This is a genomic window from Kluyvera intermedia, from assembly GCF_034424175.1.
Taxonomy (GTDB): Bacteria; Pseudomonadota; Gammaproteobacteria; order Enterobacterales; family Enterobacteriaceae; genus Kluyvera; species Kluyvera intermedia.
This window is the reverse complement of record NZ_CP139986.1, coordinates 4700514-4713399: the sequence shown is the minus strand read 5'-3', so window position 1 is coordinate 4713399 and position 12886 is coordinate 4700514. Positions and strand designations below refer to the sequence as shown.

Annotated in this window: 12 protein-coding genes; 1 reads left to right on the top strand and 11 read right to left on the bottom strand. The window is 50.9% G+C overall.

Going from position 1 to position 12886, the window contains the following annotated elements:
* The first annotated feature begins 2 nt into the window (after positions 1-2).
* Positions 3-2180: a right-handed parallel beta-helix repeat-containing protein gene (locus U0026_RS22585; protein ID WP_062776643.1), complete on the top strand. Its 2178-nt coding sequence runs from the start codon at positions 3-5 to the stop codon at positions 2178-2180.
* A gap of 420 nt (positions 2181-2600) precedes the next feature.
* Here the strand turns inward: U0026_RS22585 and U0026_RS22580 are convergent, their stop codons facing one another.
* From U0026_RS22580 to mnmG, 11 genes are all read right to left on the bottom strand, one after another.
* Positions 2601-3020 carry a F0F1 ATP synthase subunit epsilon gene (locus tag U0026_RS22580; protein WP_003023809.1) on the bottom strand — a complete coding sequence of 140 codons (420 nt, stop codon included), beginning with the start codon at positions 3018-3020 and terminating at the stop codon, positions 2601-2603.
* Positions 3021-3040: 20 nt separating this feature from the next.
* The gene (gene atpD / locus U0026_RS22575) at positions 3041-4423 is read right to left on the bottom strand and encodes a F0F1 ATP synthase subunit beta (RefSeq protein ID WP_062776640.1); all 1383 of its coding nucleotides are present in this window, start codon (positions 4421-4423) and stop codon (positions 3041-3043) included.
* Positions 4424-4449: 26 nt separating this feature from the next.
* Entirely contained in the window at positions 4450-5313 is an 864-nt protein-coding gene (atpG, locus tag U0026_RS22570; protein WP_062776638.1) for a F0F1 ATP synthase subunit gamma, read from the bottom strand.
* A 50-nt stretch (positions 5314-5363) separates the two neighbouring features.
* Positions 5364-6905: a F0F1 ATP synthase subunit alpha gene (gene atpA, locus U0026_RS22565; RefSeq protein WP_035893616.1), complete on the bottom strand. Its 1542-nt coding sequence runs from the start codon at positions 6903-6905 to the stop codon at positions 5364-5366.
* A 12-nt stretch (positions 6906-6917) separates the two neighbouring features.
* On the bottom strand, positions 6918-7451 hold the full coding sequence (gene atpH, locus U0026_RS22560; protein WP_062776637.1) for a F0F1 ATP synthase subunit delta: 534 nt from the start codon (positions 7449-7451) through the stop codon (positions 6918-6920).
* 14 nt (positions 7452-7465) lie between these two features.
* Entirely contained in the window at positions 7466-7936 is a 471-nt protein-coding gene (gene atpF / locus U0026_RS22555; RefSeq protein WP_062776635.1) for a F0F1 ATP synthase subunit B, read from the bottom strand.
* 66 nt (positions 7937-8002) lie between these two features.
* Positions 8003-8242 (bottom strand): F0F1 ATP synthase subunit C, encoded by a 240-nt coding sequence (gene atpE / locus U0026_RS22550; protein WP_000429386.1) that lies wholly within the window; start codon positions 8240-8242, stop codon positions 8003-8005.
* A 46-nt stretch (positions 8243-8288) separates the two neighbouring features.
* The gene (gene atpB / locus U0026_RS22545) at positions 8289-9104 is read right to left on the bottom strand and encodes a F0F1 ATP synthase subunit A (RefSeq protein ID WP_062776633.1); all 816 of its coding nucleotides are present in this window, start codon (positions 9102-9104) and stop codon (positions 8289-8291) included.
* A gap of 8 nt (positions 9105-9112) precedes the next feature.
* On the bottom strand, positions 9113-9493 hold the full coding sequence (gene atpI, locus U0026_RS22540) for a F0F1 ATP synthase subunit I (RefSeq protein ID WP_052284567.1): 381 nt from the start codon (positions 9491-9493) through the stop codon (positions 9113-9115).
* Between the two features lie 614 nt (positions 9494-10107).
* Positions 10108-10731, bottom strand: coding sequence for a 16S rRNA (guanine(527)-N(7))-methyltransferase RsmG (gene rsmG, locus U0026_RS22535; protein ID WP_062776632.1), 624 nt, complete (start codon positions 10729-10731; stop codon positions 10108-10110).
* Between the two features lie 102 nt (positions 10732-10833).
* Positions 10834-12723: a tRNA uridine-5-carboxymethylaminomethyl(34) synthesis enzyme MnmG gene (mnmG, locus tag U0026_RS22530; protein WP_062776630.1), complete on the bottom strand. Its 1890-nt coding sequence runs from the start codon at positions 12721-12723 to the stop codon at positions 10834-10836.
* Positions 12724-12886: the final 163 nt, after the last annotated feature.

The window sequence follows — 12886 nt, the reverse complement described above, 5'->3', positions numbered from 1 at the left end:
ATATGAACAACAAGATACCTCTGGCTCTTACCCTTTGTAGCGCAGCATTTTCACTCTCGGCACACGCTGAGACCGCCCAACAATGGAAGGCTATCGCCTTCGGACAATCCACTGACGTCAACTTCTCCTCAAATGTCCTCCCGGAGAAGGTCGGGGTTAATAACGTGACTATTGATGGCAAGACGCTGACCACAGCGCAGGTTGCCGATCTTAGCCGTCCTATCACTATTGAAAGTCGTGGTGGCAAGATAGCTAACTCCCATGATGGCCTAACGTTCTTCTACACCACGTTGCCGAGCGATAAGAATTTTGTATTATCAGCGACCGTCACCGTTGACCAGTTTGGCCCGGAAAACGGTGCCAAGCCTGCGGCTCAGGAGGGTGCCGGTCTGCTGGTACGCGATATTATCGGTCTACCACGCATGGACCCTCTCAAAGAAGGTTATGAGGAGTTTCCGGCAGCATCCAATATGGTGATGAATGCCATTATCACGCAGGATAAAAAAGATGATTACCGCGTGAAGATGCTGGCCATTTCACGTAATGGGATCACCCAGCCCTGGGGGAACGCCGGTTCTGAGATCAAGAAGGTGAGTTATAAAGAAGCCGTGGACCTTCATCAGTCACCGGCCTTTCGTCTAAAACTCGAACGCACCAACACAGGTTTTATTACCGCCTGGGCTCCGGTGGGTAGCGAAGAGTGGGTGACCCAGCAAGTGCCGCATGCTGACCTTATCTCCGTACAGGACAAAAAACAGTATTACGTGGGATTCTTTGCCTCACGTAATGCAAAAATCACCGTCAGCGATGCGTCGCTGACCACATCAGCAGCCGACACCGTTGCCTCAAAGCCGTTCGTCGCTAAATCATGGCCGGTAGTTATGCAGGTCGCCTCGGGAAGTCAGAGTCAGGCACAGGACTATACCTTGCAGGCGCGTGCCAACTACGACGGACAGTTTACCGTGCGGCAAAACGAAGTGGTGATCGGGGAGAATAAACCGGTGAAAGCCGGTGAGATGTTTACCCTGCCAGCCACACTTAAAGAGAACAATACGTTCAAAATCACCTTTACCCCTACCAGCGGTAAAGACCGTGCGCCCGTGGATCAAGAGCTGACCGTGAGTCAGGTCAAAAGCGTTTCAGCCAGCACGCTATACGCCTCAGCAAACGGCAAAGCCGAGGCCAAAGGGACCCTGGAAGCGCCAATGGATTTAAACACCGCCATCGATTTACTACCTCCTGGCGGTAAGATTGTGCTGGCCGCCGGAGACTACCCAAAAACCGATATTCCTCTCACCGCCAGTGGGCTTGAAAATGGCCGTAAGTCACTGGAATCACAAGGTAAAGCGGTTATCCACGGCATGCTGCTCGATGGTCACTATTGGACTCTGCGTGGGATAGAGATTACCGATAAAAGCCTGCGTATCCAGGGTAGCCATAACCTGATTGAAAATGTGGTGGCTTATCGCAACGATGATACCGGCATTCAGATCTCCTCTGCGGATAAGATCGGTCGTCCACTGTGGGCAAGCTATAACCGCGTCGTGAATGCTGAATCCTACAGTAACGAAGATCCGGGCAAGATCAACGCCGACGGGTTTGCCGTGAAGATGCGCGTGGGCGAAGGGAATCGCCTTGAAGGCTGCTACTCTCACAACAATATCGACGATGGTTTTGATCTGTTCAATAAGATTGAGGATGGTGCAAATGGCGTCGTCGTTATCGAGAACTCAATTGCCCGAGACAACACCAGCAATGGCTTTAAGCTGGGAGGTGAAGGCCAGCCGGTCGCCCATGAAATCCGCAACAGCATCGCGGTAGGTAATCATCTCGATGGGTTCACCGATAACTTTAATCCGGGCAAGCTGGTGGTGGTAAACAACGTTGCCGTTGATAATCAGCGCTTCAACTTTATCTTCCGTCCAAGCCCTTATGGTGATGCTTCTACTCAAGGCGTGTTTAGTGAGAACATTTCGCTGCGCAGCAAAACAGGGAAATATGACGATGCGGTGGTCGGGAATGTGGATGCGACCAACTACTTTATCGAGAATGGGAAAAGCGTGAATAAAGAAGGCAAGGAGCTACGCGCAGATGATTTCCAATCACTGGCGTTACCGCAGCCGCTGGAACGCAACGCGGATGGAAGCTTTAAGACCGGGGACTTCCTGAATAAGGGATAAATAACCCAGAAAATATAAAGGTCGCCGTAAGGCGACCTTCTTCATTTTGAGTTCTGTTTACACCGCATGTGTTGTCGTTTTCGTTAGCGGTACAGCGCATCACAGAACAGAGTCTGACCGGCAAGTGGGCGGTCAGCGCGGTAACCTTACAGGTTGAAGGTACCGAAAGAGATGTTCATAGAGCTGAAAAGTGCGATGATTTTGTTGATCAGTTTCATGATTTTTATCCTGCGATAGTAGTGATATTTTTTGTGACTCAAGTCACAAAACAAAGTCTACTCCACTCATTTTTATCGATCAACATTTTTGTGATGTAAATCACAAAATATTTAAAATACCTTTTCAATTTCATTATTTTTAAAACAGCAAAAAAAAAACCAGCCTGAAATCAGACTGGTTTTTAGACTTTCTAAGCCGGTGTTACATCGCTTTTTTGGTCAACTCGATAACGCGCAGTTTAGCGATCGCTTTGGCCAGTTCAGCTGACGCCTGAGCGTAATCCACGTCGCCATGAGAGCTCTTAATGTGCTCTTCTGCCTTACGTTTCGCTTCCAGAGCTCGCGCTTCGTCGAGGTCCTGACCACGAATAGCAGTATCAGCGAGAACGGTCACACTGCCTGGCTGCACTTCAAGAATGCCGCCGGACAGGTAGATAAACTCTTCATGACCGAACTGTTTAACGATGCGGATCATACCAGGCTTAATGGCGGTGAGCAGCGGGGCGTGACCCGGGAAAATACCCAGTTCACCTTCGCTACCCGTTACCTGGATTTTCTCGACCAGACCAGAGAACATTTGTTGCTCTGCGCTGACGACGTCCAGGTGGTAAGTCATTGCCATATCACCCTCCGATTAAGGCGTTAAAGTTTTTTGGCTTTTTCCACTGCTTCGTCAATGGAACCGACCATGTAGAACGCCTGCTCCGGCAGGTGATCGTATTCGCCGTCCATGATGCCTTTAAAGCCACGGATGGTGTCTTTCAGGGAGACGTATTTGCCCGGAGAACCGGTAAATACTTCTGCCACGAAGAATGGCTGGGACAGGAAGCGCTGGATCTTACGTGCGCGTGCTACCACCAGTTTATCTTCTTCAGACAGCTCATCCATACCCAGGATGGCGATGATGTCTTTCAGTTCCTGATAACGCTGCAGGATGGACTGAACGCCACGAGCGGTGTCGTAGTGTTCCTGACCAACAACCAGCGGATCCAGCTGACGGCTGGTGGAGTCCAGCGGGTCAACGGCCGGGTAGATACCCAGGGATGCGATCTGACGGCTCAGTACCACGGTTGCATCTAAGTGAGCAAAGGTGGTGGCTGGTGATGGGTCAGTCAAGTCATCCGCAGGTACGTATACCGCCTGTACGGAGGTGATAGAACCGGTTTTGGTGGAGGTGATACGTTCCTGCAGAACGCCCATCTCTTCCGCCAGAGTCGGCTGGTAACCTACCGCTGAAGGCATACGACCCAGCAGTGCTGAAACTTCAGTACCTGCCAGGGTGTAACGATAGATGTTATCGACGAACAGCAGTACGTCGCGACCTTCGTCACGGAACTTCTCAGCCATGGTCAGACCGGTCAGCGCAACGCGCAGACGGTTACCTGGTGGCTCGTTCATCTGGCCATAAACCAGAGAAACTTTATCGATAACGTTGGAGTCGGTCATTTCGTGGTAGAAGTCGTTACCCTCACGAGTACGTTCACCTACGCCCGCAAACACAGAATAGCCGGAGTGCTCGATCGCGATGTTACGAATAAGCTCCATCATGTTTACGGTTTTACCTACACCCGCACCACCGAACAGACCAACTTTACCGCCCTTCGCAAACGGACACATCAGGTCGATAACTTTGATGCCGGTTTCCAGCAGTTCCTGAGAGCTTGACAGCTCTTCATAGGATGGTGCTTCACGGTGGATAGCCCAACGCTCTTCTTCACCGATGTCGCCCTTCATGTCTACTGGCTGACCCAGTACGTTCATGATACGACCCAGTGTTGCTTTACCAACTGGGACTTCGATCGGGTGCTCGAGGTCTTTTACATCCAGACCGCGACGCAGACCGTCGGAAGAACCCATGGCGATGGTACGTACGATACCGCCGCCGAGCTGCTGCTGAACTTCCAGCACCAGCACTTCATTACCATTCTGAACCTCAAGGGCTTCGTACACACGCGGTACGGCATCCTGAGGGAATTCGACGTCAACTACGGCGCCGATTACCTGGACAATTTTTCCAGTAGCCATCTTGAATCCTCTACGAATTAACCTGGTTATACCGCGGATGCACCACCGACGATCTCGGTGAGTTCCTGAGTAATGCTGGCCTGACGAGCTTTGTTGTATACCAACTGCAGCTCTTTAATCAGGCTGCCGCCATTGTCGGTCGCGGCTTTCATCGCCACCATACGTGCGGCCTGCTCGCTGGCCAGGTTTTCTACCACGCCCTGATAAACCTGAGACTCAACGTAACGGCGCAGCAGGGTATCCAGCAGCGCTTTCGGGTCTGGTTCATACAGGTAATCCCAGGCTTTACGCTTCAACTCAGCATCATCTGAAGCCGGCAGCGGCAGCAGTTGAGTAATAGTTGGCGTCTGAGACATGGTGTTAATAAATTTGTTGCTGACAATATAAAGCTTGTCCAGACGGCCTTCATCGTAGGCCTGCAACATCACTTTTACCGGACCGATAAGTTCTGACAGGGAAGGTTTATCCCCCATGCCAGTAACCTGAGCAACGATGTTGCCATTAACGGAATTAAAGAAGGAAACGCCTTTAGAGCCGATCATTGCGAGGTCGCACTGAACGCCTTTTTCAGACCATGCCTTCATATCCGCCAGCAGTTTTTTGAACAGGTTAATGTTCAAACCACCACACAGACCACGGTCGGTCGACACCACCAGGTAGCCCACGCGTTTAACGTCGCGTTCTTCCAGGTATGGGTGCTTATATTCCAGATTACCGTTCGCAAGATGACCAATAACTTTACGCATGGTCTCTGCGTAAGGACGGCTGGCCGCCATACGCTCCTGCGATTTACGCATTTTGGAAGCGGCAACCATTTCCATCGCTTTAGTGATCTTTTGCGTGTTCTGGACGCTTGCGATCTTACTACGTATCTCTTTTGCGCCGGCCATGAGCTTCTCCTCAATGCCTTACGGCCTGCCCTAAGACAGGCCGCTAGACTTTACCAGGACTGGGTTGCTTTGAAGGAATCGAGGATGCCTTTCAGCTTGCCTTCGATTTCGTCGTTATAGCCACCGGACTGGTTGATCTCTTGCATCAACGGAGCGTGATCACGGTCAACGTAAGCCAGCAGAGCGGCTTCGAAGCTACCGATTTTCGCCAGTTCTACATCCGCCAGATAACCACGTTCTGCCGCGAACAGAACCAGAGACTGCTGCGCGACTGACATCGGCGCATACTGTTTCTGTTTCAGCAGTTCAGTCACTTTCTGACCATGGTCCAGCTGCTTACGGGTTGCATCGTCAAGGTCAGATGCGAACTGGGAGAATGCTGCCAGTTCACGATACTGTGCCAGAGCGGTACGGATACCACCGGACAGTTTCTTCATGATCTTGGTCTGCGCTGCACCACCAACACGGGATACGGAGATACCCGGGTTAACCGCTGGACGAATACCGGCGTTAAACAGGTTGGTTTCCAGGAAGATCTGACCATCGGTAATGGAAATTACGTTGGTCGGAACGAATGCGGAAACGTCACCTGCCTGCGTTTCGATAATCGGCAGAGCAGTCAGTGAGCCGGTTTTCCCTTTAACTTCACCTTTAGTGAAAGCTTCAACGTATTCGGCGTTAACACGCGCAGCACGCTCCAACAGACGGGAGTGGAGGTAGAATACGTCGCCTGGGAATGCTTCACGACCTGGTGGACGACGAAGCAGCAGGGAGATCTGACGGTAAGCAACGGCCTGTTTAGACAGGTCATCATAAATGATCAGCGCATCTTCGCCGCGGTCGCGGAAGTATTCGCCCATTGCGCAACCTGCATATGGTGCCAGGTATTGCAGTGCAGCGGATTCTGACGCAGTTGCCACAACAACGATGGTGTTAGCCAGCGCGCCGTGTTCTTCCAGTTTACGTACCACGTTAGAAATGGTGGACGCTTTCTGGCCGATAGCCACGTAGACACACTTGATGCCGGAGTCACGTTGGTTGATGATGGCGTCGATTGCCAGCGCGGTTTTACCGGTCTGACGGTCGCCGATGATCAGTTCACGCTGACCACGACCGATTGGGATCATGGCATCAACGGATTTATAACCGGTTTGAACCGGCTGATCGACGGACTGACGTTCGATTACGCCTGGTGCGATAGCTTCAACAGCTGAGAAGCCGTCGTTGTCCAGCGCGCCTTTACCATCAATTGGTGCACCCAGGGTGTTAACCACACGTCCCAGCAGGCCACGGCCAACCGGAACTTCCAGGATACGACCCGTACACTTAACCGTCATGCCTTCGGCAAGGTCAGCGTATGGACCCATGACTACAGCACCTACGGAGTCGCGCTCCAGGTTCAGTGCGATAGCGTAACGGTTACCCGGCAGGGAAATCATTTCACCCTGCATACAATCGGCCAGGCCGTGGATGCGGATAACACCGTCACTTACAGAAACAATTGTACCTTCGTTGTGAGCTTCACTCACAACACTGAACTGAGCAATGCGCTGCTTGATCAGTTCGCTGATTTCGGTGGAATTCAGTTGCATGCTCCAGTCCCCTTAAGACTGCAAGACGTCTGCAAGGCGATCAAGACGGCCGCGTACGCTACCATCAATGACCATATCACCCGCACGGATGATAATACCTGCCATTACAGACTTATCGATTTTGCAATTCAGCTTAACTTTGCGTGACAGACGTTTTTCCATCGCGGCGCTGATCTTCGCAAGCTGTTCTTCACTCAGTGCGGTGGCTGAAATGATATCTACCTCAGAGGTAGCCTCACTCGCGGCACGCAGGTGAATGAATTGCTCAAGAACATCAGGGAGCACCTTAAGACGACCATTTTCAGCCATGACCTTAATCAGGTTCTGACCGTTATCGTCCAGTTGCTCACCACAGACAGCGATAAACGACTTAGCAAGCGTTTCTGGCGCCATCGCGCCAGAAAGAAGCTCTGCCATTTGTTCGTTCTTCGTCACTTCGGCGGCAAACGCCAGCATATCCTGCCAGCGATCTACGCTTTTGTGTTCGACGGCAAAGTCAAAAGCTGCTTTGGCGTAGGGGCGAGCTACCGTAATAAATTCAGACATCAGCCCCTCCCTCCTTACAGTTCAGCGACAAGTTTATCCACGATGTCGCTGTTAGCAGCTTCATCCACGGAACGTTCGATGATCTTCTCGGCGCCAGCAATAGCCAGGATAGCGACTTGCTTACGCAGTTCTTCGCGAGCACGTTTACGCTCGGCGTCGATTTCTGCCTGAGCCTGAGCCACGATTTTAGTACGTTCCTGTTCTGCTTCAGCTTTCACTTCGTCCAGAATCTGGGAGCGACGTTTATTCGCCTGCTCGATGATTACCTGGGCTTCCGCTTTCGCTTTTTTCAGCTGGTCGGTCGCATTGGCCTGTGCAAGGTCCAAATCCTTTTTAGCTCGTTCTGCAGAAGAAAGACCGTCAGCAATTTCTTTTTGACGTTTTTCGATGGCTGCCATTAATGGCGGCCATACGTATTTCATGCAGAACAGAACGAAGAGGACAAACGCGATGGCCTGGCCGAGGATTGTTGCGTTAAGATTCACAGCACAATGCCTCTTTATCTAGTTAACGTTCTGATATTGCTCTTACTTAATTAAAAGCAACGCTTACTACGCGACAGCGAACATCACGTACAGACCCAGACCTACAGCGATCATAGGGATAGCATCCACCAGACCCATAACGATAAAGAACTGAGTACGCAGCAGAGGAATCAGATCCGGTTGACGCGCTGCGCCTTCCAGGAATTTGCCCCCGAGGATGCCGATACCGATCGCAGCACCGATTGCCGCCAGACCCATCATCACAGCGGCAGCCATGTACAGCAGATCCATATTCAGGTTTTCCATGACAGTCTCCAGTTTGTTTCAGTTAAAACGTAGTAGTGTTGGTAAATTAATGCTCTTCAGACGCCATCGACAGATAGACGATCGTCAGAACCATGAAGATGAAGGCTTGTAGCGTAATAATCAGTATGTGGAAAATGGCCCATGGCACATTCAGAATCCACTGTGACCACCACGGCAACAGACCAGCAATCAGAATGAAAATCAGCTCACCGGCATACATGTTGCCGAACAGTCGCAGACCCAGAGATACTGGTTTGGACAGCAGGCTTACCCCTTCAAGGATTAAGTTGACAGGAATAAATGCCCAGTGATTGAACGGCTGCAGCGTCAACTCTTTAGTGAAGCCACCGATGCCTTTCATTTTGATGCTGTAGAACAGAATCAGGATAAACACGCCCAATGCCATAGACAGGGTGATGTTTACATCCGCAGATGGAACCACGCGCAGCGCCGGCAGGCCCAGTATATGCTCAGCAATATACGGCAGCAGGTCGATAGGCAGTAAGTCCATCATGTTCATGAGGAAGACCCAGACAAAAATCGTCAGGGCTAGCGGAGCGATAACCTTGCTTTTGCCATGGTACATGTCTTTGACACTGCCATGAACAAAGCCGATTACCAGCTCAATCGCGGTCTGAAATTTACCTGGTACGCCGCTGGTTGCTCTTTTAGCAACGCTACGGAACGTAAGCAGGAACAACAGACCCAGCACCACCGAGAAGAACATGGAGTCAATATTGAGCGTCCAGAAGGTGGCTGGGGGGTTATGCGGATCTACCAGCGAGAAAGTACGCAGATCAAGCTGAAGGTTATTCAGGTGATGACCTATGTATTCCTGCGGCGTCATATTTTCAGAAGCCATGATGCCTTTTACCCTTTGTTGTTAATTACAGCGGGCGCCAGTATCTGAACCACTAGCACCAAAATCCATGTCACGATCAGCGGCAAGAATACCGCCTTTAAAACCGCCAGCGCCACTATCAATAACACCAGCATCGCTAGCACTTTGAACGCTTCACCGAAAGCGAACGTCCAGGCCACTCGACCTTTAGCAGGTGTATGCGCCTGGTGACGCCAGGCAAAAATCATAAACAACATGTTAGGCAGTAACACTGCCAATCCCCCACACGCGGCGGAGATGCCCCAGAAGGGGTCTTTTAGGCTGAACAGCAATCCACTTGCTATCACTGCCAGAAGCTGAATGAACAGAAGCTTACGAGCAACGTTTCGACTCACGAGCGACATAGACATCACGTTTCTACTCCTGCTCCCTTTGAGGTATGCCGCGTGTCGTATAAAACGTTCTTTATGGCTTAGAGTCAAGCATCAAAAATCGGGCAAATTATACGGTGACGCCTCGTGAATTCAAACAATAAGTAGCCAAAAAGTGAATAAATGTTTAAATATTTTTCATTCGGGCTGTTTTCCTACTTTTTGTCAAAGTGTGAACGCTCGTACAAAAGTGCAAACACATGGAAAACAGTGATTATAAAGCGTGCACGAGATCACATATTAAACATTTTAGAACTAAGCTTCTGATTCAACGCAGCAAAATATGCGTTCTCATCATTTTGATATCTAAGCCGAAAATTATCCAATCTTTTAAAAACACACCGATACAGAACAAAAACCATTCATTGACATTCATAATATATTATTAACATAACAAAATGACTTAAGCCCTGACTTTTAGCAGACTGATATTTTCCATGTTTACTATTTTCATCTTTAACAAAAAAGGCTGAGTTAAAAGTAAGATAAAACAAAGTTAATCACTAGTTAATCTTTCCAGGTTGCTGACGTTTCTTTTCGCACAATTGTTAACACCAGCACCTGTACTTTTTCTCGACTTTTTTTGATAAATATTAAATTTTATTAGCCTGAATAATAACCAGATGACGTTCCCCTTCCAGATGTGGAACCCGCAATTCAACCACGGACTCCACGCTGAACTGCGCGGGAAGTTGCGCAATTTCCTCTGTCGGTAATACGCCTTTTAACGCATAAAAACGCCCTTCTTCGCCAGGAAGATGGTGGCACCAGGTCACCATATCGGTCAGAGACGCGAAAGCACGGCTAATAACACCGTCAAACGGTGGCTCTGCCGGGAACGCTTCTACACGGCTTTGCACCGGCGTAATGTTCTCAAGCTTCAGCTCATGCTGTACCTGCCGCAGGAAACGTACGCGCTTGCCCAGACTATCCAGTAATGTGAAATTTGCATCCGGTCGGACGATAGATAACGGAATCCCCGGCAGCCCCGGGCCTGTCCCAACGTCGATAAAACGTTCACCTTTCAGCGAAGGCGCGACCACGATACTGTCGAGAATATGGCGCACCAGCATTTCATTGGGATCGCGAACGGAAGTCAGGTTGTAGGCTTTGTTCCACTTGTGCAGCATATCGACGTAAGCCACAAGCTGGTTTTTCTGGTGATCGGTGAGCGAAATTCCTGCTTCATCCAGCAGACGAGAAAGTTTGTTGAGCACGGGGAATACCTATTAGCGGTGATTTGCCGGATGGCGGCCTTGCCTTATCCGGCCTACATTGTCGGCCCGGTAAGCGTAGCGTTACCGGGCATGATTCAAATACTACGCGCTGCGGCGCAGCAGACCCTGTTTTTTCAGCCACACCAGCAGGATTGAGATAGCAGCCGGGGTCACCCCGGAAATACGCGATGCCTGACCGATAGAAACCGGTTTGTGATCGTTAAGCTTCGCGATCACTTCATTGGACAGACCGCTAACCTGGCGATAGTCCATCGTGGCGGGCAGCAGGGTATTCTCATTGTGCTGCTGTTTTTCAATCTCGTCTTGCTGACGCGCGATATAACCTTCATATTTCACCTGAATTTCTACCTGCTCCGCCGCCTGAGCATCTTCCAGCGCTGGGGCGTAGGCCGTAAATTTCGTCAGCTGTTCGTAGGTCATTTCCGGGCGACGCAGCAGATCTTCACCGCTAGCTTCTCGGGTCAGTGGCGCGCTCAGGTGAGCATTCACTTCGTCTACAGAGTCAGTCGTTGGGTTAACCCATGTTGACTTCAGACGCTGACGCTCACGTTCGATATTTTCGATTTTCTCGTTAAAGCGAGCCCAGCGAACGTCGTCCACCAGTCCCAGCTCACGACCGATTTCGGTCAGACGCAGATCGGCGTTATCTTCACGCAGCATCAGGCGATATTCCGCACGAGAAGTGAACATACGGTACGGTTCTTTGGTACCGAGGGTACAGAGATCGTCCACCAGCACGCCCAGGTAAGCCTGATCGCGACGTGGTGCCCAGCCTTCTTTTTCCGCAGACAGACGAGCTGCGTTAAGACCGGCCAGCATACCTTGAGCAGCCGCTTCTTCGTAACCGGTAGTCCCGTTGATCTGACCTGCAAAGAACAGACCGTGAATATGTTTGCTCTCAAGCGTTAGCTTCAGATCACGCGGGTCGAAGAAATCATACTCGATAGCGTAGCCTGGACGAACGATACGGGCGTTCTCCATCCCTTGCATGGAACGAACAATTTGCATCTGCACATCGAATGGCAGGCTGGTGGAGATCCCGTTCGGATAAATTTCGTTAGAGGTCAAACCTTCCGGTTCGAGGAAAATCTGGTGCTGATTTTTGTCAGCAAAGCGCATCACCTTGTCTTCGATCGATGGGCAGTAGCGTGGGCCGATCCCTTCGATCACTCCAGCATACATCGGGCTACGATCGAGGTTATTGCGGATCACCTCATGGGTTTTCTCGTTGGTGTGCGTGACGTAGCACGGCATCTGGCGCGGATGTTGAGACGCCTTGCCCAGGAACGAGAAGACCGGCAGCGGGTTGTCGCTGTTTTGTTGGCTCAATACGCTGAAATCAATAGTGCGAGCGTCAATACGCGGTGGGGTTCCGGTTTTCAGGCGGCCCACACGCAGCGGCAATTCACGCAGACGACGAGACAGTGGGATGGATGGCGGATCGCCTGCGCGGCCACCGCTGTAGTTATCCAGACCAATGTGGATTTTGCCGTCAAGGAAAGTCCCGACGGTCAGAACCACCGCTTTAGCGCGGAATTTCAGGCCCATTTGGGTGACGGCGCCAACAACACGATCGTTTTCAACAATCAGATCTTCGACCGCCTGCTGGAAGATCATCAGGTTTGGCTGATTCTCCAGTGCGGTACGGACAGCCTGACGATAGAGCACGCGATCCGCCTGAGCACGGGTGGCTCGAACAGCCGGTCCTTTGCTGGCGTTTAGTATCCTAAACTGGATGCCCGCATGGTCGATAGCCGTTGCCATCAGGCCGCCAAGCGCATCCACTTCTTTTACCAGGTGTCCTTTCCCAATGCCGCCAATCGCCGGGTTACAGCTCATCTGCCCCAGGGTGTCGATATTGTGTGTCAAAAGCAGGGTCTGCTGACCCATTCGCGCTGCGGCCATCGCGGCCTCAGTGCCTGCATGACCCCCGCCAATGATGATGACGTCAAAAGGATCCTGATAAAACATGGTGGTTTGCCTCGCGTAAAGCGGTTTGAAAATGGATTGAAGCCCGGGCCGTGGATTCTACTCAACTTTAGTCGATGGAGAAAGGGTTCGGATCTTGGGTATTAAAAAGAAGATCTTTTTATTTAGAGATCTGTTCTATTATGATCTCTTATTAGGATCGCCA